The following is a 25,455-nucleotide window of genomic DNA, read 5'->3' as shown; positions in this document are numbered from 1 at the left end:
ACGGATCCCTCCGGTGAAGCCGGCTCCGCGCGGGCTTGGCGGATCACCCCGGCGGGGCTCCACCGGGCTCCGGGCGGGCCCGGTGGAGAGCCCCGGCCTGGGCGCCGGGTCACAGGGCCGTCGCGGCCCCCAGGACGATCGGGTCGCCGCCGGGGAGGCCGCCCACGGGCCGGGCCCGGCCGGTGACGGCGTCCATCCGGAAGTAGCCCAGCAGCCCGCCGCCGGAGGCGGCGCTCATCTTGACGACCACTTCGCGGGTGCCCGGCCAGCCCACGACCTCGGCCCTGGCGGGCCGCTCGACCTCGGGGAGCGACAGGCGCTTGAAGACCCGGCGGGAGCCCGCGTCGACGACGTGGAGGCTCTCCCGCCCGCCCTTGTCGGGCGTGACCGCGGCGGCGTACTTGCCGCTGGGGGAGTCCTTCCAGGTGCCGTACTTCTCGCGGAGCCAGTCCGCCGCCTTCTCCGTCGCCGGCACCTGTCCTGCGGGCACAGATGTGAGGGCTCCGGTCGTGAAGTCGGTCTGCAGCCGCCGGTCGCCGAGCGTGACGGTGAAGCGGCGGCCGTCGGAGGAGACGCTCACCAGCGTGCCGTCCTCGGTGTCCTCGGGGGCGAGGACCGGCGACAGGTAGCGCTTCACGCCGCTCTCCAGGTCGTGGGCGACGTAGCGGCGTTCCGCGGCGCTGAGGTAGGCGACGCGGTGCCCGTCGGGGCTGATGGCGGGGGCCAGCCGGGGGAGCTCCCGGTCGTCGCCGTGCGCCAGGCGCTGGGCCGCGTCGGGGAGACTCAGGGTCGACTCGCAACGGTCGCGGCCCTCGCACTCCGCGGAGCCGCCGCGGCCGTCGGAGACCAGCTTCAGCGTCCAGCCCGCGCAGCTCACCTCACCGGCCCGCGGCGGGGTGTCCCCGCCGCCGTCCGGGCAGCGCTCGGGCATCGCGTAGCGGATCACCGCGGACGTCCGCGGGGCCTGCCACGGCTTCGGGGTGGCGCCCGGCCCGGACGCGGTGCCCGGCCCGGAGGTGGCGCCCGGCGCGGGGGTGACGGCCGGCCCGGGGGTGGAGACCGCCGCGGCCGGCTCCTGGGCGGGCGCCGCCTGCGGGGAGCGGGGCCCGCTCCGCTCACCCAGCGCCGAGTTCAGCACCTCGCCCTGCTGCACCAGGGCGAAACCGGCGATCAGGCCGACGGGGACGAGCACCGCGGCCGCGCCGAGGAGCACTCCCCGGGTGCGCCTGCGCCGGAGCGTGCGCATGGACCGCTCGGTGAGGTCGGGGACCGAGGCCTCGCCCGCCGCGTTGGCCATCCGCGTGACCAGGCGGCTCTCGTCGCCCTTGGTCAGCGTCTTCACCGCGTCGGAGATCTCCTCCTCGACGGTCTTCTCCGGCACGCCGAGGAGGCCGGCCATCTCGGCGCGGGTCCTGCCGTCGTGCAGGCAGGCGACGACGAGGAGCCGTTGCCGGGGTGGGAGCCGCACCAGGGCGGTGGACCCCGCCGAACCGGGCCGCTGGAGGAAGCGGCGGTAGAGCGCGATCTGGGCGTGCGTCGTCGGGTTCTCCCACAGCGGCGGCGGCCAGGTCTGGGCCACGGTGTGGAAGGAGCGCAGGGCGAGCCGTATGGCCTGGTCGTGGCTGCCGGTGAGAAGGAGGGCGGTGCCGACGAGGGAACGCTGATCGCGCTGCACGAACTCGCGATAACCGATATATCGGCGCATGGACGTTTTTGCTCCGGCTTGCCTGAGGGACGTTCAACGGTAGCGATCTAAGCGGCTGGAGCGCCAGATTTGGGTGATTGTCGGACATTGGGGACTGGGGACATCTGCCGCCGTCGCGGGGACGGGGGCGGACGACCGGGGGCTGGTGGCGGGAAATCTGAGGTCACGTAGGGGTAACAGGGGAAGATGGTGGGCCATGGCGCCGTAAAGTTTGGCAGGTTGAACATTACGAGAACGTGGGGACGATGATGCCGGAGATCGAGCCGCTGGAGCCGGGGGAGCCGCGCCAGCTTGGTCCGTTCCGCATCCTCGGGCGGATCGGAGAGGGCGGCCAAGGGGTCGTCTACCTGGGGGTCAACGCCACGGGGGAGCGTGCGGCGATCAAACTGCTGCACGTGAAGTTCTCCGGTGACGCGATCGCGAGATCGCGGTTCGCCCGGGAGGCGCGGGCGGCGCAGCGGGTCGCCTCATTCTGTACGGCGAGCGTGCTGGACGTCGACCTCGAAGGCGACACCCCCTACATCGCGAGCGAGTACATCGAGGGCAGGCCCCTGCGCGAGGTCGTGGAGACCGACGGGCCCCTCCGGGGGTCCGCCCTGCAGCGGCTGGCGGTCGGCACGGTCACCGCCCTCACCGCGATCCACCAGGCCTCGATCGTCCACCGTGACTTCAAGCCGGACAACGTGCTCATGGCCGCGGACGGCCCGCGTGTGGTCGACTTCGGCATCGCCCGCATCCTCGACTCCACCGGCACCATCACCAGCCGGGCCATCGGCACCCCCGCCTACATGGCGCCCGAGCAGATCGCCGGAACCGACGTCGGGCCGTACAGCGACGTCTTCTCCTGGGGGGCGACGATCGCCTTCGCCGCGACCGGCGAGACGGTCTTCGCGGGGGCCTCGATCGCGGTGGTGCTCAACCGCATCCTCAACCACGACCCCGACCTCGGCCCCATGCCGGAGCCACTGCGCGGCGTGGTCCGCTCGGCGCTGGCCAAGGAACCCGACGCGCGGCCCTCGGCCGACCAGCTCCTGCTCCGGCTGCTCGGTTACTCCGACACGGCGAACGCCTCGCCCGCGATCCTCACCCAGGGCGCGCGGATCGCGACCCGCAGGAACGATCGCGACCGGACGCATGACGCCGTCGACCCGGCGCGGCCCCGCGGTGACGACCACACCCGGGGGGAGGGGCACGACCGGGTCCACGACGAGGGTCACGGCCGGGACCGGGCCGGCGCGTCCGGCGACCGTCCCGCCGAGTCCGGTGACGGGGGCGACGCCACCAGCCCCATCCGGGCCCCCGGCAGCAGAACGGGCCGGCCGTCGTCCGGTACGGGGACGGACGCCCCCCAGGACGGTCCGTCCCCGCCCTCCACCGGCTTCCCCGCCCGGCACCCCGCCCAGGACCGGCCCGATCGGGTCGTCCAGCCTCCGCAGCCCTCCGGGCCGGCCCAAGCTCCCCCGCCGGTCCAACCCGTCCATCCCACCCGGGTGAGCCTGCCGGGCCAGGACACGCGGCGGCCTCTCGCGCACGGTGAGCCCCTGCCTCCCCGCACCCCCGCGGAGCCCTCACCCGGTCCTGAGGAGCCCTCACACGACTCCACGGAGCTTCTCCGAAGCCCCGCGGAGCGTCCGCCGTCCTCGGGCCGCAGAGAGGGCTCCCGGTCCTCCGGATACGTGGGCCGTTCCCCGGCGGACGGCCACCAAGACCGCCGTCCGCCGTCCGGCTACCCCGAGCATCCCTCGTCCCAGAGCTACCCCGAGCACTCCTCGTCTCCGAGTCACGCAGAGCAGACGGTCTACAAGCATGACCGGGCGGATGTGCCGCCGCCGATCTGGCAGGCGGAGTCGGTCCGAGGCGGCGGGTCCGGGGGGTCCGGAAGGTCGCGCAAGGGGCGCTGGATCGCCGCCTCGGTGGCCGTGTTGCTGGTCGCGGTGGCGGCGGTGGCCGCCACGCGGTGGTGGCCGGTGTCGGGTTCGGACGTCGGGCCCACGAAGTCGAGCGCGGGGTCGGGTACGGGGGCGGGCGCGACGCCGTTCACCTCGGTGGCGGACAAGGCGGCCAAGACGCGCAAGCTCACCATCGGCATGCGCGACTTCCTGCCCGGCATCGCGCTGAAGAACACCGACGGCACATGGAGCGGCTTCGAGGTCGACCTCGCCCTGGAGATCGCCAAGGCGCTGGGGGTGCCCGAGAGCGGCGTGACCTTCCAGGCCACCCGCCGCGAGGACCGGCCGAAGCTGCTGGCGGACGGCGACGTCGACCTGGTCCTCGCGACGTACCCGATCAACGCGACCGACGACGTCACCTTCGCCGGGCCGTACTACGTCGCCCATGTCGACGCCCTCGTCAAGGCCGACTCGCCCATCCTGAACGTGAGAGGGCTGGAGGGACGCCGGATCTGTGAACCCACCGGCAGCGCCTCGGTGGCCATCCTGGAGCGGAAGGTGCAGCGGCTCACCCCGGTCCCGGCCCAGCACTACGCCGAGTGCGTCGACAAGCTGGAGGCGGGCGAGGTCGACGCGATCCCCGGCGACGACCTGCTGCTGGCCGGTTACGGCAACCGGGAGAGCACCCGCTACAAGGTGCTCGGCCTGAAACTCACCGACGAGCGCTACGCGGTGGCGCTCAAGAAGGGGGATGTGCGCACCTGCGAGGCCGTCAAGGACGTGATCACCGACCTCTACGAGAACGGCACGGTCGGCAGGCTGCTCGACAAGCACTTCTCCAACGTCGAGTTCCCCAGCCGGGAGAACGACGTCCCCACCATGTCCGCCTGCCGGTAACCCCGTGGCCTGGCCCCCGCGCGGTAGCCCGGCCGCGGACATGGTCGGGCCCAGCGGGGGCCCGTCCGGGGCCCAGCCCGGGCACGGCCGGGAGCCCGTCCGGGGGTACGGCGCCGCGCCGGAGGCCGATCAGGGCCTCGCCGGAAGGCCGACGGCCCTGGACGGGTAGCATCCGAGCGTCACAATTCATCCTTCGAGTGGGGGAAGGTCATGGCCCAGACTCCCGTAAAGGTCACCGTCACCGGCGCCGCCGGTCAGATCGGCTACGCGCTGCTGTTCCGCATCGCCTCGGGCCAGTTGCTGGGCGCCGACGTCCCGGTCAAGCTGAGCCTGCTGGAGATCCCGCAGGCGGTGAAGGCCGCCGAGGGCACCGCGATGGAGCTCGACGACTGCGCGTTCCCGCTGCTGAGCGGCATCGAGATCACCGACGACGCGAACAAGGCGTTCGACGGCGCCAACGTCGCGCTGCTGGTCGGCGCCCGCCCGCGCACCGCGGGCATGGAGCGCGGTGACCTCCTCCAGGCCAACGGCGGCATCTTCGGCCCGCAGGGCAAGGCGATCAACGACCACGCCGCCGACGACATCCGCGTGCTGGTGGTCGGCAACCCGGCCAACACCAACGCGCTCATCGCCCAGCAGAGCGCCCCGGACGTCCCGGCCGAGCGGTTCACCGCGATGACCCGCCTCGACCACAACCGCGCCCTGTCCCAGCTCGCCGCCAAACTCCAGGTCCCGGTCACCGAGATCAAGAAGATGACCATCTGGGGCAACCACTCCGCCACGCAGTACCCCGACCTGTTCCACACCGAGGTCGGTGGCAAGATCGCCGCCGAGCTGGTGGACGAGGCCTGGCTGCGTGACACGTTCATCCCGACCGTCGCCAAGCGCGGTGCCGCGATCATCGAGGCCCGTGGCGCGTCCTCGGCCGCCTCGGCCGCCAACGCCGCGATCGACCATGTCTTCGACTGGGTCAACGGCACCGAGTGGACCTCCGCGGCGATCCCGTCCGACGGTTCGTACGGTGTGCCCGAGGGCCTCATCTCCTCCTTCCCCGTCGCCTCCCGTGACGGCAAGTGGGAGATCATCCAGGGCCTGGAGATCGACGCCTTCTCCCGCGAGCGGATCGACGCCTCGGTGCGCGAGCTTGAGGAGGAGCGCACCGCCGTGCGCGAGCTCGGCCTCATCTGAGACCTCCGTCCGAGGTTCCACCAGCCGCCGAAAAGGGGCTCCGGCTTGCCGGGGCCCCTTTCGCGTTCCGGGATACGAAAGGGGCCCCGGGCACACCGGGCGGCCGGGAGGCGTGGTGGGGGCCGGTCGTGACCGGGGTGGGGAGGCGGCGCGGGTGGACGGGACCGGGGTGGGGAGGCGGCGCGGGCCGGTCGTGACCGGGGTGGGGAGGCGGCGCGGGTGGACGGGACCGGTGACGGGGGCGCGCGGGGCCGGGGCCGGGGGTACGCAGGGCCGGGACGGGGGTGGGCCGAGTCCGCTGCCCGAAGCGCAAAAGAGGGTTGTGAGCTGCGAAAACGCGGCGTGTCGATCATCGCGAAGGTGGGTGCGTCGGCGTTCAATGATCATTGATGGTCAGGGGATCGGTGTGCAAGGGGCAGGGTGTGGTGCGGGTCGTCGCCGGGGTGATCAGTATCGTTCTCGCCGCAGTGCCCGGGCTGGTGCTCGCCGGGCCTGGGGAGACGGACCCGGGGCGAGCGGACCTGTCGGTCCGGCTCTCGGCCTCGCCGCCGGTCGCCCAGCCGGGGCAGCCGCTGACCTACCGGGCGGAGGTGCGTAACGCCGGGCCCGGTGACGCGGTGCTGCCCGTGCTCACCGTCCGGTTGCCGGCCGGGGTGGAGGTGCTCAGCGTCGACGTGGCCGAGTGCCGCCCGGGGAGTACGGCCAACGAGGTGGTCTGCGCGTCGGGCAAGGACGTGCCGGCCGGGGAGACCGGCGGGGTGACGATCAACGGCGTGGTCGGCTCGGGAGCCCGCGGCCCGCTGAGGGCGACCGCGACGCTCTCCTCCGAGGTCGTGGACGGCGACGAGGCCGACAACTCCGCCGAGACCCTGACCAGGCTGGACGAGGGAACGGACCTGGCGGTCAGGCTCTCCAGGAGGGCACGTGCCGGGCGCATGGTCACGATGGCGGCCGTGGTGCGCAATCGGGGGCCGAAACGTGTCCGCGACGCCGCGCTCTTCTTCGACACCGGCGGTGCGCGCTTCCTGAGAGCGAAGGGGGCGCGGTGCGACCCCAGGCCCCGCTCCCTCGGCTGCGCCCTGCGCGCGGTCGGTCCGGGCGAGCGGCTGAGTCTCCGGCTCGCCTTCGTCGCCCGCAAGCGTGGTCCGCGAGCCGAGGCGACCGTCTATTCCGTCAGGCTCGGCGACCGCCGCCCGGCCAACAACACGGCCCGCCTCAGGCTGGGGTAGGCCGGCCGGAGCGGACGGCACCGGTCCGGCCGCGGCCGGACCCCGTCAAACGGCGGGGCGGGGCTCCGCCGGTGCGGCCCGGACCCGTCGGAGCGGACGGCACCGGTGTGGCCCGGACCCGCCGGTGGGTCCGGGCCGGCGTGACGGGGCTCCGCCGACGGAGCCCGACGGAGCCCGACGGAGCCCGACGGAGCCCGACGGAGCCCGACGGAGCACGGCCACCTCGGCGGGATCCCGTCAGCGGGACAGGGCGGCCCAGGCGTCGGCGACGACGTCGCGGACGGACGGGTGCTCGGCCTTCCAGCCCAGCTCGCGCTGGATCTTCTCGGAGGACGCCACCAGCACGGCCGGGTCGCCGGCGCGGCGCTCGCGCACGATCGCGGGGATCTCGTGCCCGGTCACCTCGCGGCAGACCGACAGCACCTCCTGGACCGAGAAGCCGGTGCCGTTGCCCAGGTTGTAGATCCTGTGCTCGCCGGGCGTGCAGGCGTCCAGCGCCAGCAGGTGCGCCCTGGCCAGGTCGGCCACGTGGATGTAGTCGCGCACGCATGTGCCGTCGGGGGTGGGGTAGTCCGTGCCGAACACGCTGACCGAGTCGCGTACGCCGAGCGCGACGGCGAGGATGTTGGGGATCAGGTGGGTTTCCACGGTGTGGCGTTCGCGGTAGACGCGCCCGTCCTCCGCGGTGTAGGCGCCGCCCACGTTGAAGTAGCGCAGGCTCACCGCGGCCAGGCCGTACATTCCGGCGAACGCGGTCAGCGCGGTGTCGACGGCGAGCTTGGACGCGCCGTAGGGATTGGTCGGCCGGGTGGGGTCGGTCTCCAGGATGGGGGAGCGCTCCGGCTCGCCGTAGGTGGCCGCGGTGGAGGAGAAGACGATCCGCCCCACCCCGGCGCCGCGCATCGCGTCCAGCAGGGCCAGGGTGCCCCCGAGGTTGTGCGCCCAGTAGAGCCCCGGCCGCTCCACGGACTCGCCGACCAGCGACTTGGCCGCGAAGTGCAGCACGCCGTCCATTCCGGTCAGCACGTCGGCCGCCTCGGTGATCGAGCCCTCGACGAAGCGGGCACCCGGCGGCACGGCGTCGGCGTGCCCGGTGGACAGGTCGTCCAGCACGGTGACCTGGTGGCCGGCTTCGACGAGTTGCGCCGCCACGGCACTGCCTATGTATCCGGCGCCTCCGGTGACCAGCAGCTTCACGAGGCCTCCTGTTCGATGTTGTTTGGACTTGTTTATTTTTGTAAGCCTACCGCCAGCATATGCTGGCACATCAAATATCGGCCACCGCCGCGTCGGGCGGCGGCCATGACGGAGACGATCGCGTGAACAGCGTCCTGGCGAACATCGCCTTGGTCATGCTTTTCGTACTGATCGGGGGGTTCTTCGCCGCGGCCGAGATGGCCATGGTCTCCCTCAGGGAGAGCCAGGTGCGAAGGCTCGCCGCCCGCGGCCGCCGGGGAGCGCGGGCGGCCAAGCTCGCCCGCGACCCGAACCGGTTCCTGTCGGCCGTGCAGATCGGTGTCACGGTGGCGACCATGCTGTCGGCCGCGTTCGGCGCCGACACCCTCGCCCGGGACCTCATCCCCGTGGTGACCGGCTGGGGGGTGCCGCAGGCCGTGACGGCCCCGCTCGCCCTGGTGCTGGTCACGCTGGCGATCTCCTACGTGTCGCTGGTGCTGGGCGAGCTCGCGCCCAAGCGGATCGCCCGGCAGCGCGCCGAGGGCATCTCCCTGCTGGTCGCGCCGTTCCTCGACCGGATGGCCGCGCTCTCGCGGCCGGTCATCTGGGCGCTCTCCAAGTCGACCGACGGGGTCGTCAAGCTGCTCGGCGGCAACCCCGAGGCGGACCGCGAGGAGATCTCCACCGAGGAGTTGCGCGACATGGTGGTCGGCCACCAGGAGCTCACCGCCGACGAACGCCACCTGATCGGGGAGGTCTTCGCGGCGGGCAAGCGGCAGGTCCGCGAGGTGATGCTGCCCCGCACCGAAGTGGAGTTCATGGCCGTCGACACCCGGCTGGCCGAGGCGGCGGTGCTGGCCGCGGCCATGCCGCACTCGCGCTTCCCCGTCTACCGCGACTCCTACGACGACATCGTGGGCTTCGTGCACATTCGCGACCTGCTCGACCCGGTGCTGACCGGGTCCATCGAGCCGATCGGCGAGCTGGTGCCGATCCGCCCGGTCAAGATGGTCCCCGCCAGCAAACGGGTCATGGCCACGCTGTCGGAGATGCGCGGGGAGGGGCACCACCTGGCGATCGTGGTCGACGAGTACGGCGGCACGGCCGGCATCGTCACCCTGGAGGACCTGGTCGAGGAGCTCATCGGCGACATCCGCGACGAGCACGACGTGGCCGACGAGCAGGTCGTGCTGCCCGCGGGGGAGGTCGAGCTCGACGGGCTGGCCAACCTCGACGAGGTGGCGGCCGAGACCGGGATCCGCCTGCCCGACGGCCCGTACGAGACCCTCGGCGGTTTCGTCATGTCCACCCTGGGCCACCTGCCGGCGCTGGGGGAGCGGGTGGAGATTCCCGGCTTCGACATGGCGGTGACCGAGATGGACGGCCGCCGGGTCGCGCGGGTCAGAATCAAGCGGCGCGTTCCCCGCCCGGAGGCACCAAGCACTCCCGACAACTGACACAATTGCGTGCTATGGCCAGTCCTCGCGTCCTCTCGGGCATCCAGCCCACCGCCGACTCCTTCCACCTGGGCAACTACCTCGGCGCCGTACGCCAGTACGTCGCCCTCCAGGAGGGCCACGACGCCTTCTACTGCGTCGTCGACCTGCACGCGATCACGGTGGACTACCAGCCCGAGGCGCTGCGCAGGCGTTCCAGGGTCGCCGCGGCCCAGCTCTTCGCGGTCGGCCTCGACCCCGAGCGGTCCACGGTCTTCCTGCAGAGCCACGTCCGCGAGCACACCGAGCTGGCCTGGATCCTCATCTGCCTGACCGGTATGGGCGAGGCCGGCCGGATGACCCAGTTCAAGGACAAGTCGGCCAAGTTCGGGGAGAGCTCGGCCAGCGTCGGGCTGTTCACCTACCCGATCCTGCAGGCCGCCGACATCCTGCTCTACCAGGCCAACAAGGTCCCGGTCGGGGCCGACCAGAAGCAGCACCTGGAGCTCACCCGCGACCTCGCGCAGCGCTTCAACCACCGCTTCGGCGAGACCTTCACGCTGCCCGAGCCGCACATCGTCAAGGGCGTCGAGAAGATCACCGACCTGCAGGACCCGACGTCGAAGATGTCCAAGTCCTCCTCCTCGCCCGCCGGCATCCTCGACCTGCTGGAGCAGCCGGGGCCGCTCCGCAAGAAGATCATGCGTGCGGTCACCGACACCGGTTCCGAAGTCCTCGCCGACGAGGAGAACAAGCCGGGCGTCACCAACCTGCTGCGCATCCAGTCCGCGCTCAGCGGCACGCCGATCCCCGAGCTGGAGGCCCGCTACGCCGGGCAGGGGTACGGCACCTTCAAGAAGGACGTGGCCGAGCTGGTCGTCGACACCTTCACGCCGATCCGGGAGCGGACCGAGAAGCTGCTGGCCGACGAGGCCGAGCTCGACCGCATGCTCGCCGTCGGCGCCGCACGGGCCCGCGCGGTGGCCGCGGAGACCATGGCGAAGGTGCGCGACCGGGCGGGGTTCCTGCCCGCGGTGTGAGCCCGCGGGCACGCACAGCGGCATTTCACCGCCGTCCGGCGATCGGGGCGGCGGTGACAGGGTAGGGGACGCACGTGACAAGCGTGCAGGAACGTGCCCAAGTAGTCCGTGAATGGGGCAGAACCACAATCGGCTCGGCCCGGGTGCGCTGGCTCTGGTTCGACCATCTGATCAGAACCTTCCATCGTTACCAGCTGCAGTCCGGCGACCGGCTGGCCGGGGCCGTCACCTACTTCGCCTTCCTGTCGTTCTTCCCGATCATCGCGCTGGCCTTCGCGGTCTTCGGGTACTTCCTCTCGGTCAGGCCCGACGCGATCACCGCCCTGCAGAAGGCGATCGACGAGTACCTGCCGGGCCTCGCCGAGCGCCTGCCGATCCAGCAGATCGCCGACTCGCGGGCCAGCGCCGGGATCATCGGTCTGCTCGGCCTGCTCTACGCGGGGCTCGGCGCGATCGACGCCCTGCGCGGCGCCCTCCGCGAGGTCTTCATGACGACCGAGGCGCCGCTCACCTTCGTCCTGGCCAAGCTCCGCGACCTGGCCGCGCTCGTCCTGCTCGGCGTCACGATGGTCCTGTCGGCGGTGGTCGGCGGTTTCGCCACCCAGGCCAGCGGGACCGTGGCCGGGTGGCTGGGCCTGGCGGAGTCGGCGGCCGGCGCCGTCGCGGTCTGGTTCGCCGGTCTCGCGGTCAGCGTGCTGGCCGACGTCGTCGTCTTCCTGATCCTCCTGGGCTGGCTGGGCCGCGCCCGGCAACCGTTCCGGACGCTGCTGCGCGGAGCCCTGCTGGGCGCGGCCGGCTTCGCGGCGCTCAAGCAACTCGCCGCGCTGATCCTGTCGGGCACGCTGAACAACCCCATCTACGGGGTCTTCGCCGTCATGGTCGGCCTGCTGGTCTGGATCAACCTCTCGGCCCGGGTGATCCTGTACGCCGCCGCCTGGACCGCGACCGCCTCCCTGGGGCCGCCGCCCGACCCCACCCCGGTCCCCTCGGGCGCCCTGCCCACCTGAGGTGCGGCGCCGTACCCGTCCAGGGCCCCGCGTCGTGTCCGGGTGGAGGCGTCGCCCGTACCGGCAGGGACGTTCCCCGCACCGGTACGTGGCGGAGGCGTTCTTCCGTCCTCCCCATGTTTTCTGCTGCTTGATATCATGCGTTCCGATATATGCTGTGGGCATGAGTGGAAAGGCGATGACGGAGCCGGCGTTCTTCGTCCTCACCGCGCTGGTCGACGAGCCGCGGCACGGCTACGGGATCGTGCAGGAGGTCGAGCGACTGTCCGGCGGGCGGGTGCGGCTCAAGGTCGGCACGCTCTACGGTGTGCTCGACCGGCTGGCCGCCGAGGAGCTGGTGGCACTCGACCGCGAGGAGGTGCAGCAGGGGCGGCTGCGCCGCTACTACCGGCTCACCGACGCGGGCTCCCGGGCGCTGGAGGCCGAGGCCGTCCGGCTCGCGGAGAACGCCAGGGCCGCCGTCGACCGCCTCCGTGCCCGTCCGGGGCGCCCGTCCGTCGCGGAAGGGCCCGCGTGAGGCTCTGCGTGAAGCCGTCGGGAGGATGCGCGTGAAACTTCGTGAGACGTCGCGAGAGGCGCTCGTAAGGCCTCGTGTGCGAACCAGCCCCGTGAGTGGCCGGTCGGAGACCCGCCCCGTGAGCGGCCGGACGGAGACCCGCCCTGTGCGCGGCCGGATGGAGACCCGGGAGAGGACGTCGCGCCGATGAGCCCGTCTGGAGAGCCGATGAGCCTTCTGGAGAGGCGTTACCGCGCCTGGTTGCGCCTGCTGCCCGCCTCCTACCGCGCCGAGCGCGAGGAGGAGATGGTCTCCGCCCTCCTGGAGGGCTCTCCGGACGTCTCCGACGAGGACAACCCGCGGCCCCACTGGTCGGAGGTCGCCAGCGTCGCCGCGCTGGCGGTCCGGGTCCGCCTCGGGGGCGCCGGGGCGGCGCCGAGGTTCCGCTCGTGGGGAGAGACGGTCCGCCTGGCGGCCTTCCTCGGGCTGTTCTTCCAGGCCGCCCTCAGCGTGGCGATTCTTGAGATGACCCTGCGCATGTACGGGGTGATCGGCGTCCCCGACCCCGTCCTGGCGCAGGTGCTCGGAGCTCCGGGGTCGCCGGACAGGCTCGTGGGCGTCCTGGGGAACCTGTCCGGCACTTTATGGATGCTCCCCTTCGCGGCGCTCGTCCTGGGCCGTGTGCGCGCCGCCGGATGGCTGTCCCTGCCCGCCTTCGCGCCGGACCTGTACAACCTGGCCGCCGCGGTGTGGTGGGGGGAGGCCACCGCGGGTCTGGTGACCCGGGTGTCGACGTCCGCCCTCATCCTGCTCGCCCTGTGGGCCGGTTACCACCGCGACGCCCCGCCGGTCCGCCGCTCCCCATGGACGCTCGCGCTGCCCCTCGCCGCCGGTGCCGCGATCATCACGCTTCACCGGCTGGTGAGGCCTTCCCCGGACACCCCCGCCTGGTGGTGGCCGTGGCTCGGTGGGTCCGGCCTGGCGAGCACGCTGATCCTGGGCACGGGGATCGCCTGCCTCTGCGTGTACGCCTACGCCCCCGCCCGGCGCACCCCCTCGTGGCCGCTGGCCCTGGCCATCCTGGCGGTGCCGGTGTTCTGCAACCGGCTCGCCGTGCTCCAGTTCGACGTCGCCGACGAGGCGGGCCGGGTCATCACGACCGTGACGCTCATCCAGGCCGCGGCGCTCCTGGCGGTCGCCGTCGCCCTCGCCGTCGTGGGAACCCGGGCCCTGCCTGCGACCCCCGCCCCGGAGCCGCGCGAGAGCGAGGCCTGACGGGGAAAGCGTCCATGGTCCCCCGCGGCGTTACCGCACGGGCACCGCACCCCTGGGACGCGCGGTGAACCTCCCCGCCGACGAGGCATCCGGGACGTCCCCGCGCCCGGCCGGGGGAACCCTTCACGTGGCCGTCGGCGTATCGCGGTGAGCCGCCGATGTCCGCACCGAGGTGTCGCCCGGGAACCTCCATGGCCTAGCGGAAGCGCCTGCGCAGGCCGTAGGCCAGCCAGGCCAGGCCGCCGAGCAGGCCCGCGCCCAGGACGTAGTAGCCGATCGACCCGATCCCGCCGCTCCCCGTGGCTCCGGACGCGCCGGGAGCCGGGGAGGAGGCCGCCGGGGCGGGCGTCACCGGGGACGCCGGGGGCGCCGAGGCGGCCGGGCCGGTGACGGGGCCGACGGGTGTCGGGGCGGTCGCCGGGAGGGGGTCGACCAGCCGTCCGACCGGGGCCGCCTTGCCGCGGTTGGCGAAGCCCCAGTCGAGCAGGTCGGCGACCTCGTCCCAGAAGTAGCCGTTGTGGCGCATGATCGAGACGATCACCGTGTGCCCGTTGCGCCGGGCGGCGCCGACGAAGCTGCCCTGGGCCTTGGAGGTCCAGCCGTTCTTGACGCCGATCATTCCCTTGTAGCGCCAGAGCAGCTTGTTGTGGTTGCCGATCTCGTAGTAACCCTTGGGTGCCGGGAACTTATCGGTTTTGATGCTGATATATCGGCGGAAATCAGCATTGGCCAGACCGGCTCGGGCGATCAACGCCAGGTCGTAGGCCGAACTGCTCTGCCCCGGCTTGTCGAGCCCGCTCGGGGTCTTGGCCACGGTGTCGAACGCCTGCAACCGCCTGGCCTCGGCGTTCATGTCGGTCAGGGTGGCGGCCAGGCCGCCGTTGGCCTCGGCCAGCGCCATCGCGGAGTCGTTGCCGGAGACCAGCATCAGCGCCTTGAACAGGTCCTCGACGGTGTAGAGGGGCTTGGTGACGAGGCCGACGGCGCTGCCCTCCTGGTTCACCGCGTTCCTGCTCGGCTTGACCTTCTGCTTCTTGTCGAGCTTGGGGATCAGGGTGAGGGCGGTCAGGGCCTTCAGGGTGCTGGCCGGAAGGTAGCGCCCGTGGGCGTCCTTGGCGGCCAGCACCTCGCCGGTCTCGGCGTCGGCGATCACGTACGACTTCGCGGCCGTCTTGGGCGGGGCCTTCACCCCGGGGGAGACGGTGACGCCCCGCCTGTCCAGCAGGGGGCCGCCGACGGGCTCGCGCTCAACCCCCTCGCCCGGCCCGGTCCCACCGGTCCGGGCCGGTCCGGACCCGCCGTGCCCGGACCGGAGCGGCGCGCCTGCGCTCGCGGGTACGCCGGGAGACCCGGCGTACGCGGGAGTGCCGAGGAAGGCGGTCGCCGCGAGCAGCACCCCGACGGGCGCGAGATGTTTCGTCCCCATGATGATCTCAGGGTAGCTTCGTGCGGGTTCGCATGGAGTTATCGATGCCCTGACCAGGGCGGGACCACTCGGCGGAATACTGACACCATGCACATGTCGCGAAAGACAGCCGGATTCCTGATCGGCCTTGCCGCTTTCATGATCTTTGAATGGATCAATCTTGGCTTCAACCTGGCGGACGGCCACCCGACGTCCTTCTACGTGGTGCACGGCATCCTGATCGCCGTCAACATCGTGCTCGCGGTCGCGCTGGGCGTGATCGGCCTACGCGGGTGGGCACAGCGTTCGCAGCGTCCGCCGGTGTAGTTCGGCGGCCTCCTCCGCGGAGTTCCCGATGCTGGTGAATCCCAGCTTGCCGAACTCCGGGATCGCGCCGAGCAGGTGGAGCACGTTGCCCGTGCGTCTGTCGCGGTCGAAGCCGAGTCCCTCGTCGTGGACCATCTTGACGACCTCACCCGGGGTGCGGCCCCGCAGGCAGGGGGCGGAGCAGTTGTCCGTCGCCACGTAGTACTTGGGCTGGTCGCCGCACATCAGGGTGCCGCTCCCCGGGTCGTAGGAGCCGCCGGTGGTCAGCAGCGCGGCGCCGAAGGGGTGGGTGGTGCCGCCGATGCGCAGGTTGATCTCGCACAGCAGCGTCCGGTACCCGCCGTCGGTCTTGACGGCGAAGAAGTCCACCCCGAACAGCCCGACCACCCCGCGTGCCGCCAGGGCGCGGGCGATGCGCTCGGCGCACGCGCTCAGCTGGGCGCGGTACTCCGGCCGGGCGGGGAAGGCGCAGCCCTGGTAGACGTCGCCGTTGGGCCCGCCGAGGACCTGTTCGTGCGTGGCGACCACGTCGTAGACCCCGCCGGGGGTGATCCTGGCCAGGGCGCTGGGGGAGCGCAGGGGCCGGTCCTCGAGGAACTCCTCGATCACCGCCCCGCGTTCGGCGATCTTCTCGGCGAACGTCGTCCAGTTCTCGTCGGCCGCGGAGAAACTCGTGGGGGACGCGGCCAGCGGCCGTCCGTCCGCGGTCACGATGGCGTTGCCGAGGCCCGAGTAGCTGTTGTTGAGCTTGACCATCAGCCTGCCCGCCGGGCTCAGCGCGCGGGCGGCGTGCTCCACCTCGGTCAGCGACCGCAGATCGGCGAAGCCTCTGACCACGGGCACGCCGGCCTCCTCGCCGATCACGCGTCCGCCGCTCTTGGAGCCCAGATGGGCCAGGGAGGTGGCCGGGCCGTAGATCGGCAGGGAGAGGATCTCGGCGAGGCGTTCCTCGTACTCGCTCACCACGAACGGCACCATCCAGGCGTCCTTGCCGACGCGCTCCCCGACGCGCTCCCCGCCGACGCCGCCACCGACGTCCACGTTCCCGGTCCCGGCACCGCTCCCGCCACCGGCACCGCTCCGGTTTCCGGTACGGCCGCCGAGCGCGGCGCGGATGCGCGCGATCACGTCCGGGCGGCGGAGCAGGGCCTCGCTCAGCGGGTGCGTGTGCGGATCATCCAAACTGATCATTTGCAGTCGCGTGCGCGCCTCGTCGGGATCGTCGAGGAAGCCCAGGTAGTAGTCCACGATCGCGCCGTCCACCGGCGTCGAGGTCAGGTAGATGACGTCGACGCCTGGGCTCCTCAGGGTGAGCAGGAGGAACAGCAGCCGTTCCTCGTAGCAGAGGGCCCCGGTGATCCTGCGCAGCTCATCCTGGGGGAGGGACAGCGAGGGGATGACCAGCAGGGTTCCCTCGTCCGGTTCGAATATGCTCAGTCGCGACTGCCTCTCCCCGAATGGGATTTTCGTGATCATATGCGGAGTGAACCATGCCTTCATCCGGTTTACATCACTCCGACTGGTTCGATGAACGGCACCTGAGGCCACGTAAGTTGCCAGGTCGGCGATGTTTGGCGGCGGCCCCGGACTGCCATTCCCGCACGGCTCGCCACCCGGTGTGGCTACCTTCCCGTAGTCAATCCGAGCCATCGGTTCTGGTGTTCTTGGGTCAGCGGATGCAGAAGAGGTGCATGAGGCGACAAAACATTTGGCGGAGATGACGGCGAGGTGCTGCGCGGGAGAGATAAAGTCGAAGTCATCGCCGACGTGACGGCGGCCCCGCACAAACGGCCTGCCGCTCCCGCGCCGGCGCTCATCAGTCCGCGCGGACACGGCTTGTGAGACCCACTCCGGCCCGTCGGCGCGGCGATCGCCTTTTTCAGCGACTGCCTCATGGACGTCGGGATCCTGGGCAGTGGCACGGTGCGTCGAGGATCGAGGTCGCCGGCGCGGATGGGACGGTGAAGCAATGCGGGGGCGTAATTTGCGGGGAGAGCTCGACACGTTCCTCGCCGGTCGCGAGCGGGAACTGATCGACTTCCGCAAAGACCTGCACATGCATCCCGAGCTCGCGTTCGCCGAATACCGCACGACGCAGCGTGTCGTGGAGCGCCTGACCGCCGCCGGCCTGTCGCCCTCGGTGCTGCCGCGCGGCACCGGGGTGATCTGCGACCTCGGCAGCGGTGACGGGCCCACCGTGGCGCTGCGCGCCGATCTCGACGCGCTTCCCGTTCCGGACGAGAAGGACGTGCCCTACAGCTCGACGGTCCCCGGCGTGTGCCACGCCTGCGGCCACGACGTGCACACCACGGTCGTGCTCGGCACCGGGCTCTTCCTCGCCCAGCAGGCCGCGGCCGGCCTGCTGCCCGGCCGGGTCCGGCTGATCTTCCAGCCCGCCGAGGAGCTGCCCGGCGGCGCGCTGGAGGTCATGGCCTCCGGCGGCATCAGCGGCGTCGACCGCGTCTTCGGCCTGCACTGCGACCCCCGGCTCGACGTCGGCAAGGTCGGTCTCAAGCCCGGCGCCATCACCTCCGCCTGCGACAAGGTCACCATCCGGGTCAGCGGTCCCGGCGGGCACACCGCCCGGCCGCACCTCACCGCCGACCTGGTGTTCGCGCTCGCCAAGATCCTCACCGAGCTGCCCGCCGCCCTGTCGCGCCGGGTCGACCCCCGCTCGTCGCTGAGCCTGGTCTGGGGCCGGGTTGAGGCGGGCTCGGTGGCCAACGCGATCCCGGACGACGGCATCGCCGAGGGCACCGTGCGCTGCCTGGACGAGGCGGCCTGGCACGCGGCCCCCGACATGATCAAGACGCTGCTGGAGTCGGTCGCGAGCGCCTACGGCGTCGAGGCCGAGATGGAGTACGCGCGCGGCGTGCCGCCCGTGGTCAACGACGAGGTCAGCGTGCAGATGCTGCGCGAGGCCGCCGAGGGCGTGCTCGGCGAGGGCGCCCCGATGCCGACCGAGCAGAGCCTGGGCGGCGAGGACTTCGGCTGGTACCTGGAGTCCGTCCCCGGCGCGTACGCCAGGCTCGGCACCCGCACGCCGGGCGCGGCGCAGCTGGCCGACATCCACCAGGGCACCTTCGACGTCGACGAGAGCGCCATCGGCGTCGGGGTGCGCTTCCTGGCCGCGACCGCGCTGACCGCGCTCTGGGACGGCCGACGGCCCCTGGCCGGCGAGCCCCTGGTGTCGCTGAACGCCGACCAGTAGAACGCCGGTCGGCGACGCGGCACCCGCGGGGCGGCGCGAACCGGACCCTACTCGCAGGTAGCCCCATAGGGGCCCGTGGGTCACAAGGTGGCCTGAGCTGGATAACGGACCTGTTTCGGACTCGTGCTCGGGTTTGGTCAACTCTGACGGACCAACTATCTTCCGTGCAGGGTTGCCGTGCGTCTCTTCGCGCGTGCACTGAGAACGCGAAGGGAGTCCATCTTGCTTCAGAACCGATTCGGCAAGCTGGCCGCGACCGCGCTGGCGGGCAGCATGCTCATGGGAGCTGCCGCGTGTGGTGGAAGCGAGGAATCGACGTCGGCCCAGCCGAGCGGGGCCGCGAGCAGCGCGCCGGCCGCGTCGGGTGCGAAGGTCGGACTGGCCTACGACATCGGCGGGCGAGGCGACCAGTCGTTCAACGACTCCGCCGCCGCCGGCCTGGACAAGGCCAAGACCGAGCTCGGCCTGGCCGAGACCAAGGAGCTGGAAGCCGGCAACGGCGAGACCGAGGCGGCCAAGGAGGAGCGGCTCCGCCTGCTCGCCTCCGGCGGCTACAACCCGATCATCGCGGTCGGCTTCGCGTACTCCGGTCCGGTGAAGAAGGTCGCCGCCGAGTTCCCCGACATCAAGTTCGCGATCGTCGACGACGCCGCGGCCACCGGCCCCAACGTCTCCAACCTCCTCTTCGCCGAGCACGAGGGCTCCTTCCTCGTCGGCGCCGCCGCGGCGCTGAAGAGCAAGAAGAACCACGTGGGCTTCGTCGGCGGCGTCCGGACGCCGCTGATCAACAAGTTCGAGGCCGGCTTCGCCGCCGGTGCCAAGGCGGTCAAGTCCGACATCAAGATCGAGACCGCCTACCTGAGCGAGCCGCCGGAGTTCAGCGGCTTCAACGACCCGGCCAAGGGCAAGACCGCGGCCCAGGGCATGTTCGACGCGGGCGCCGACGTGGTCTACCACGCCGCGGGGGGCTCCGGCAGCGGCGTGTTCGAGGCCGCCAAGGCGGCCAAGGGCCTGGCCATCGGCGTCGACTCCGACCAGGCCAAGACCGCGGCCGCCGACCTGCAGGGCGTCATCATGACCTCGATGCTCAAGAAGGTCGACGTGGCCGTCTACGACTTCCTCAAGAGCTTCGCCGGCAACTCGGTCAAGTCCGGCAGCACGGTCTACGACCTCAAGTCCGGCGGCGTCGACTACTCCACCACCGGCGGCCAGGTCGACGACATCAAGACCAAGCTCGACGAGTACAAGCAGAAGATCATCTCCGGCGAGGTCACCGTGCCGGACAAGACCTCCTGACCTGCTCTTTTACCTGGTACTAATGAAGGGCCCGGTGGATACCTCCCCGGGCCCTTCGTCCGCAGTCTCAGCTCTACGTTCCGTATCAGGGCCACCCGTACGGAGGAGGCCGTCATCAGCATCCCGACACCGGCCGTCGAACTCGAGGGGATCACGAAACGGTTCCCCGGCGTCGTCGCCAACCGCGACATCTCCCTTTTCGTGCAGCAGGGCCATGTGCACGCCGTCGTCGGAGAGAACGGCGCGGGCAAGTCCACCCTCATGAAGATCCTGTACGGCATGCAGCGCCCCGACGAGGGGCGGATCTGGGTCAACGGGAACGCTGTCTACTTCCGCTCCCCGACGGACGCGATCGCGGCCGGCATCGGCATGGTCCACCAGCACTTCATGCTCGCCGACAACCTGACCGTGCTGGAGAACGTGATCCTGGGCAGCGAGCCCCGCAAAGGTGGAGGGGCCGTCGACTTCGGCGCCGCCCGGGAGAAGATCAGGAAGATCTCCGACGCGTACGGCCTCGGTGTCGACCCCGACGCCACCGTGGAGGACCTGGGCGTCGGAGCCCGGCAGCGAGTGGAGATCCTGAAGGTCCTCTACCGGGGGGCCCGGATCCTCATCCTCGACGAGCCGACCGCCGTGCTCGTCCCGCAGGAGGTCGACGAGCTCTTCGACAACCTGCGCGAGCTGGTCCGCGAGGGCCTGACCATCATCTTCATCTCCCACAAGCTCGACGAGGTCCTCTCGGTCGCCGACGCCATCACCGTCATCCGGCGCGGCACGACCGTGGCCAGCGTCGACCCGCGGAACGTGACGGCCAGGCAGCTGGCCGAGCTCATGGTCGGCAGCGAGCTGCCCAGCCCGGAGACCCGCGAGTCCACCGTCACCGACGTGGTGGCGCTGTCGGTGCGGGGCCTGACCGTGCTCTCCCAGGACGGCCGCCGCGTCGTCGACGGCGTCGACTTCGACATCCGCAAGGGCGAGGTGCTCGGCATCGCCGGTGTCGAGGGCAACGGCCAGGCCGAGCTGGTCGAGGCCATCATGGGCATGCGCCCGTCCCACGGCGAGATCCGGCTCGGCGAGCACGACATCTCCGCCTGGACGACGCTGCGCCGCCGCGAGGCCGGCATCGGGTACATCCCCGAAGACCGGCACCGGCACGGCCTGCTGCTGGAGGCCCCGCTCTGGGAGAACCGGATCCTCGGCCACCAGACCCGGCCGCCGAACGTCAAGGGCCCCTGGATCGACCGTCCGGGAGCGCGCCGCGACACCCAGCGCATCGTCGAGGAGTACGACGTCCGCACGCCGGGCATCGACGTGGACGCCGCGGCCCTGTCCGGCGGCAACCAGCAGAAGCTGATCGTCGGCCGGGAGATGAGCGGTGACCCGGTCTTCCTGATCGCCTCCCACCCGACGCGCGGCGTCGACGTGGGCGCCCAGGCCGCGATCTGGGACCACCTGCGCGCCGCGCGCGCCGCGGGCCTGGCCGTCCTGCTGATCTCGGCGGACCTGGACGAGCTCATCGGCCTGTCCGACACGCTCAAGGTGATCCTGCGCGGCCGGGTCGTCGCCGACGTGGACCCGGCGACCGTGACGCCCGAGCAGCTCGGTTCCGCCATGACGGGTGCCGGAGAGGCCGCATGAACGGGTGCCGGACGGTTCGCGCGAACGGGCGCGGGAGAAACCGTACGGACGGGTGCCGGAAGGAACGCATGAACATCCACCGCACGCACGCCGCACCCGGGGTGCCCGTATGAAGCAGAAAGCGCCGACCTTCACCGACCGCCTGCTCGGCCGGGTCTCGCCGGTGGGGTTGCTCTCGTTGGCCGCTCCCGTCCTCGCCGTCGCGTTCGCCGCGCTGATCACCATGGCCGTCCTGTGGTTCACGGGCGCCCCGCCGTTCAAGACGCTGGTCGCCATGGTCGAGTACGGCGTGCAGCCGCGCTCGCTCGTGCTGACCCTGAACGAGGCGACGACCTACTACCTGGCCGCGCTGGCGGTGGCGATCGGGTTCAGGATGAACCTGTTCAACATCGGCGTCGACGGCCAGTACCGCCTGGCGGCACTCATCGCCGCCGCCGTCGGTGGCGCGGTCACCCTGCCCGCCCCGCTGCACATCGCCCTGATCGTCTTCGTCGCCGTGCTGGTCGGCGCGGGATGGGCGTCGATCGCCGGGCTCCTCAAAGTGAAGCGCGGGGTCAGCGAGGTCATCTCGACGATCATGCTGAACGCCATCGCCACCGCGCTCGGCTCCTGGCTGCTCAACCGGGAGCGCCTGGCCGTCGAGGTCTCGGGCAGCAACAACATCGGCACCCGGCCGATCGCCGAGTCCGGCCAGGTGCCCGGCCTGGCGCTGATCCCCGGCACCCAGACCAAGGTGTTCGGTCTGATCATCCTGGCGGTCGTGATGGGCGTGCTGTACCACGTGCTGCTCAACCGGACCCGTTTCGGTTTCGACCTGCGCGCCACCGGCCGCTCGGAGTCGGCCGCGGTGGCCAGCGGCGTCAACGTCAAGCGGATGGTCGTCATCGCGATGATCCTGTCCGGGGCGATGGCGGGGCTGATCGGCATGCCGCAGCTGCTCGGCGCCTCCTACAGCTACAGCCTGGACTTCCCCACGGGGCTCGGCTTCACCGGCATCGCCATCGCGCTGCTGGGCCGCAACCACCCGGTCGGCATCGCGTTCGGCGCCCTGCTGTGGGCCTTCCTCAACACCTCGGCGAACATCCTGCAGCTGCGGAACGTCTCCCCGGACATCGTCGCCATCATGCAGGGCACGATCGTGCTCTCGGTGATCATCGCCTACGAGCTGGTCCACCGCTACCAGATCTCCGCCACGCAGCGCCGGGTCAGCCGTGAGCTCGCGAGCGGTACCCCGGCCCCGGCCGAAGGAGCGTCGGTATGAGCAAAGGCGGCCTCACCACGGCGGAGGCTCCGTTCCTGGAGCCGAAGGCCCCCGTCGCCCGCAAGTTCAGGCTCACCGGGCAGACCCTGCTGCTCGCCCTGGGCGCCCTCGTCCTGCTGCTCTCGTTCGCCCGCACCGTCACCGGCGCCGTCGACCTCACCTCCGCCGGCGCCATCAACGCGGCCGTCGCGCTGGCCGTGCCGATCGGCCTGGCCGGACTCGGCGGTCTGTGGTCGGAGCGGGCCGGCGTGGTCAACATCGGCCTCGAAGGCATGATGATCCTGGGAACCTGGTGCGGGGCCTGGGGCGCGCTGCAGTTCGACAACCCCTGGGCGGGCGTCGTGGCGGGCGCGATCGGCGGGGCCCTCGGCGGCCTGCTGCACGCGGTCGCCACCGTGACGTTCGGCGTGGACCACATCATCTCCGGTGTGGCGATCAACATCCTGGGCTTGGGGGTCACCCAGTTCCTGTCCAAGGTCACCTTCGCCGAGATGCCGGGCGGCGGCGACTCCCAGTCGCCCCCGGTGCCCAAGCCGGAGGTGGTGAGCCTGCCGTTGGTCGGCGACCCGCTGACGTGGTTGGAGAAGCAGGGGTGGTTCCTGCTCTCGGACGTGGCGGGCATCCTGCGCGGCCTGCTCACCAACGTCTCGCTCCTCACCATCCTGGCGATCCTGCTCGTCCCGCTGACGTACTACATCCTCTGGCGTACGGCCTTCGGCCTGCGTCTGCGCTCCTGCGGGGAGAGCCCGGTGGCCGCCGAGTCGCTCGGCGTCAGCGTCTACACCTACAAGTACGTCGCGGTGGTCGTCTCCGGCGCCCTGGCGGGCCTCGGCGGCGCGTTCCTCGCCCAGGTCGCGGCCAGCGCCTACCGCGAGGGGCAGACCAGCGGCCGTGGCTTCATCGGCCTCGCCGCCATGATCTTCGGCAACTGGCGGCCGGGCGGTCTGGCCGCGGGCGCGACGCTGTTCGGTTACACCGACGCGCTCCAGCTCCGCCGGGGCGGTCAGTCGGTGCACGCGCTGCTGCTGGTGGTGGTGGTCCTGCTCGTCGCGGTCGCCGTCTACCAGCTCGTCCGGCAGAACCGCATGCGGGCGGCGCTGATCACCGGGATCGCGGCGGTCGTCGTGTTCGCCGTGTTCGCGCTGACCGACAGCATCCCGGCCGAGTTCACCTCGGTCACCCCGCACATCACCACGCTGCTGGTGCTCTCGCTGGCCGCCCAGCGCCTGCGCCCGCCCGCCGCCGACGGTGTGCCGTACCGGAAGGGGCAGGGCAAGTGAGCACCATCGACTGGGCGGCGCTGAAGGCCGAGGCCGTACGCGCCATGGGCAACGCCTACGCGCCCTACTCGAAGTTCCCGGTCGGCGCCGCGGCGCTGGTCGACGACGGGCGGATCGTGTCCGGCTGCAACGTCGAGAACGCCTCCTACGGCGTCGGGCTGTGCGCCGAGTGCGGGCTGGTCTCGGCCCTGCAGGCGAGCGGGGGCGGCAGGCTGGTCGCGTTCACCTGTGTGGACGGGCACGAGGAGCTGCTCATGCCGTGCGGCAGGTGCCGCCAGTTGCTGTTCGAGTTCGGCGGCCCGGAGCTGCTGGTGGAGACCGTCGACGGCCCCAGGCCGATGGCGGAGATCCTCCCGTACGCGTTCGGGCCCGACGACCTGAGCCGGGGGGCCTGACCGTGGACGCGATCGACGTCATCGTCACCAAGCGAGACGGCCGGGAGCTCTCGGCCGAGCAGATCGACTGGGTCGTCGACGCCTACACCAGGGGCGTCGTGGCCGACGAGCAGATGTCCGCACTCGCGATGGCGATCCTGCTCAACGGCATGAACCGGCGTGAGATCGCCGGATGGACCCAGGCGATGATCCGCTCCGGGATCCGGATGGACTGGTCGTCGCTGCCCGGCCGCACCACGGACAAGCACTCCACGGGCGGCGTCGGCGACAAGATCACGCTGCCGCTGGCCCCGCTGGTCGCCGCGTGCGGCGGCTACGTGCCCCAGCTGTCGGGCCGGGGGCTCGGCCACACCGGCGGCACCCTGGACAAGCTGGAGTCCATTCCCGGTTGGCGGGCCTCCCTGTCCCCCGAGGGCATGCTCGACGTGCTCGGCGAGGCCGGGGCGGTCATCTGCGCGGCGGGCGAAGGGCTGGCCCCGGCGGACAAGAAGCTCTACGCGCTCCGCGACGTCACGGGCACCGTCGAGTCGATCCCGCTGATCGCCTCCTCGATCATGTCGAAGAAGATCGCGGAGGGCACCGGGGCGCTGGTGCTGGACGTCAAGGTCGGTTCCGGTGCCTTCATGAAGACCGTGGACCAGGCCCGCGAACTGGCCACCACCATGGTCGAGCTGGGCACCGACGCCGGGGTCTCCACCGTCGCGCTGCTCACCGCGATGGACCGGCCGCTGGGCCGGGCCGTGGGCAACGCGCTGGAGGTCGCCGAGTCCGTCGAGGTGCTCGCCGGCGGCGGGCCCGCCGACGTGGTCGAGCTGACCGTGCGGCTGGCGCGCGAGATGCTCCAGGCCGCCGGCCTGGCCGGGGGCAAGGACCCCGAGGAGGCGCTGAAGGACGGCTCGGCAATGGACGTCTGGCGCCGCATGATCGGTGCCCAGGGCGGCGACCCCGACGCCCCGCTGCCGAAGGCCGCCGAGACCATGGAGGTCACCGCCTCCTCCTCGGGCGTGCTGTCCAGGCTCGACGCGTACGGTGTGGGCCTGGCCGCCTGGCGGCTCGGCGCGGGCCGCGAGCGCAAGGAGGACCCGGTGTCGTTCGGCGCGGGCATCACCCTGCACGCCAAGCCGGGCGACCCGGTCCGCCGGGGCCAGCCGCTGATGACCCTGCACGCCGACGAGACCTCCCGCTTCGAGCGCGCCCTCGCCGCGTTGGAGGGCGCCTACTCGGTCGGCGAGACCGCCGACGCGGACCTGCTGCCGCTGGTGATCGACCGCATCACCGCCTGAGCGCCCGGAGTCCCCACCGGC

General features: G+C 71.7%; 20 protein-coding genes. 16 read left to right on the top strand and 4 right to left on the bottom strand.

All coding sequences use genetic code 11. From position 1 onward, the window contains the following. Nucleotides 1–109: 109 nt before the first annotated feature. Nucleotides 110–1,705: a sigma factor-like helix-turn-helix DNA-binding protein gene (locus ABD841_RS23745; protein ID WP_344975842.1), complete on the bottom strand. Its 1,596-nt coding sequence runs from the start codon at nucleotides 1,703–1,705 to the stop codon at nucleotides 110–112. Between the two features lie 245 nt (nucleotides 1,706–1,950). Here ABD841_RS23745 and ABD841_RS23740 point away from each other — a divergent pair, with 245 nt between their 5' ends. The 3 genes from ABD841_RS23740 to ABD841_RS23730 all read left to right on the top strand — a co-directional run bounded on the left by ABD841_RS23740 (nucleotide 1,951) and on the right by ABD841_RS23730 (nucleotide 6,908). After that, complete coding sequence (locus ABD841_RS23740) at nucleotides 1,951–4,491, top strand: protein kinase domain-containing protein (protein ID WP_344975881.1); 2,541 nt, start codon at nucleotides 1,951–1,953, stop codon at nucleotides 4,489–4,491. A gap of 210 nt (nucleotides 4,492–4,701) precedes the next feature. Beyond that, nucleotides 4,702–5,679 (top strand): malate dehydrogenase, encoded by a 978-nt coding sequence (locus ABD841_RS23735; protein ID WP_344975839.1) that lies wholly within the window; start codon nucleotides 4,702–4,704, stop codon nucleotides 5,677–5,679. A 389-nt stretch (nucleotides 5,680–6,068) separates the two neighbouring features. Continuing rightward, nucleotides 6,069–6,908: a DUF11 domain-containing protein gene (locus ABD841_RS23730; protein WP_344975836.1), complete on the top strand. Its 840-nt coding sequence runs from the start codon at nucleotides 6,069–6,071 to the stop codon at nucleotides 6,906–6,908. 237 nt (nucleotides 6,909–7,145) lie between these two features. On the opposite strand, the gene galE is transcribed toward ABD841_RS23730, so the two are convergent. Beyond that, nucleotides 7,146–8,105, bottom strand: coding sequence for a UDP-glucose 4-epimerase GalE (galE, locus tag ABD841_RS23725; protein WP_344975833.1), 960 nt, complete (start codon nucleotides 8,103–8,105; stop codon nucleotides 7,146–7,148). Nucleotides 8,106–8,227: 122 nt separating this feature from the next. Between galE and ABD841_RS23720 the strand changes: the two genes are divergently transcribed. The 5 genes from ABD841_RS23720 (at nucleotide 8,228) to ABD841_RS23700 (ending at nucleotide 13,338) form a co-directional block, all read left to right on the top strand. Continuing rightward, nucleotides 8,228–9,541: a hemolysin family protein gene (locus tag ABD841_RS23720; protein WP_344975829.1), complete on the top strand. Its 1,314-nt coding sequence runs from the start codon at nucleotides 8,228–8,230 to the stop codon at nucleotides 9,539–9,541. A gap of 14 nt (nucleotides 9,542–9,555) precedes the next feature. Further along, nucleotides 9,556–10,560: a tryptophan--tRNA ligase gene (gene trpS / locus ABD841_RS23715; protein ID WP_344975826.1), complete on the top strand. Its 1,005-nt coding sequence runs from the start codon at nucleotides 9,556–9,558 to the stop codon at nucleotides 10,558–10,560. A 143-nt stretch (nucleotides 10,561–10,703) separates the two neighbouring features. Beyond that, nucleotides 10,704–11,567 (top strand): YihY/virulence factor BrkB family protein, encoded by an 864-nt coding sequence (locus ABD841_RS23710; RefSeq protein WP_344975821.1) that lies wholly within the window; start codon nucleotides 10,704–10,706, stop codon nucleotides 11,565–11,567. A 163-nt stretch (nucleotides 11,568–11,730) separates the two neighbouring features. Then, nucleotides 11,731–12,084, top strand: coding sequence for a PadR family transcriptional regulator (locus ABD841_RS23705; protein ID WP_344975815.1), 354 nt, complete (start codon nucleotides 11,731–11,733; stop codon nucleotides 12,082–12,084). A gap of 207 nt (nucleotides 12,085–12,291) precedes the next feature. Beyond that, nucleotides 12,292–13,338: a hypothetical protein gene (locus ABD841_RS23700; RefSeq protein ID WP_344975812.1), complete on the top strand. Its 1,047-nt coding sequence runs from the start codon at nucleotides 12,292–12,294 to the stop codon at nucleotides 13,336–13,338. Nucleotides 13,339–13,534: 196 nt separating this feature from the next. Here ABD841_RS23700 and ABD841_RS23695 read toward each other — a convergent pair whose 3' ends face one another. Next, nucleotides 13,535–14,764 carry a D-alanyl-D-alanine carboxypeptidase family protein gene (locus ABD841_RS23695; RefSeq protein ID WP_344975809.1) on the bottom strand — a complete coding sequence of 410 codons (1,230 nt, stop codon included), beginning with the start codon at nucleotides 14,762–14,764 and terminating at the stop codon, nucleotides 13,535–13,537. Between the two features lie 87 nt (nucleotides 14,765–14,851). Here ABD841_RS23695 and ABD841_RS23690 point away from each other — a divergent pair, with 87 nt between their 5' ends. Then, nucleotides 14,852–15,070: an SCO4848 family membrane protein gene (locus tag ABD841_RS23690; protein WP_344975806.1), complete on the top strand. Its 219-nt coding sequence runs from the start codon at nucleotides 14,852–14,854 to the stop codon at nucleotides 15,068–15,070. Here ABD841_RS23690 and ABD841_RS23685 read toward each other — a convergent pair. Continuing rightward, a complete protein-coding gene (locus ABD841_RS23685) occupies nucleotides 15,029–16,546 on the bottom strand; it encodes a peptide ligase PGM1-related protein (protein ID WP_344975803.1) in 1,518 nt (505 codons plus the stop codon). The genes ABD841_RS23690 and ABD841_RS23685 overlap by 42 nt on opposite strands. A gap of 493 nt (nucleotides 16,547–17,039) precedes the next feature. On the opposite strand from ABD841_RS23685, the gene ABD841_RS23680 reads away from it, so the two are divergent. The 7 genes from ABD841_RS23680 (at nucleotide 17,040) to ABD841_RS23650 (ending at nucleotide 25,434) form a co-directional block, all read left to right on the top strand. Then, on the top strand, nucleotides 17,040–18,281 hold the full coding sequence (locus tag ABD841_RS23680; RefSeq protein WP_344975800.1) for a M20 family metallopeptidase: 1,242 nt from the start codon (nucleotides 17,040–17,042) through the stop codon (nucleotides 18,279–18,281). A gap of 222 nt (nucleotides 18,282–18,503) precedes the next feature. Then, on the top strand, nucleotides 18,504–19,577 hold the full coding sequence (locus ABD841_RS23675; RefSeq protein ID WP_344975798.1) for a BMP family lipoprotein: 1,074 nt from the start codon (nucleotides 18,504–18,506) through the stop codon (nucleotides 19,575–19,577). 114 nt (nucleotides 19,578–19,691) lie between these two features. Then, nucleotides 19,692–21,215, top strand: a complete 1,524-nt coding sequence (locus ABD841_RS23670; RefSeq protein WP_344975878.1) for an ABC transporter ATP-binding protein — start codon at nucleotides 19,692–19,694, stop codon at nucleotides 21,213–21,215. Between the two features lie 109 nt (nucleotides 21,216–21,324). Continuing rightward, nucleotides 21,325–22,476 (top strand): ABC transporter permease, encoded by a 1,152-nt coding sequence (locus ABD841_RS23665; protein WP_344975795.1) that lies wholly within the window; start codon nucleotides 21,325–21,327, stop codon nucleotides 22,474–22,476. Then, entirely contained in the window at nucleotides 22,473–23,756 is a 1,284-nt protein-coding gene (locus ABD841_RS23660) for an ABC transporter permease (RefSeq protein WP_344975793.1), read from the top strand. The genes ABD841_RS23665 and ABD841_RS23660 overlap by 4 nt, the downstream gene beginning before the upstream one ends. Then, nucleotides 23,753–24,151 carry a cytidine deaminase gene (locus tag ABD841_RS23655; protein WP_344975789.1) on the top strand — a complete coding sequence of 133 codons (399 nt, stop codon included), beginning with the start codon at nucleotides 23,753–23,755 and terminating at the stop codon, nucleotides 24,149–24,151. Before ABD841_RS23660 ends, ABD841_RS23655 begins: the two co-directional genes overlap by 4 nt. Nucleotides 24,152–24,153: 2 nt before the next feature. Further along, a complete protein-coding gene (locus tag ABD841_RS23650) occupies nucleotides 24,154–25,434 on the top strand; it encodes a thymidine phosphorylase (RefSeq protein ID WP_344975786.1) in 1,281 nt (426 codons plus the stop codon). The last annotated feature ends 21 nt before the right edge of the window (nucleotides 25,435–25,455 follow it).

Origin of the sequence: Streptosporangium fragile (assembly GCF_039534445.1) — a bacterium.
GTDB classification, from domain to species: Bacteria; Actinomycetota; Actinomycetes; order Streptosporangiales; family Streptosporangiaceae; genus Streptosporangium; species Streptosporangium fragile.
The sequence above is the reverse complement of the archived record's forward strand: the minus strand, read 5'-3'. Positions and strand labels throughout refer to the sequence as shown.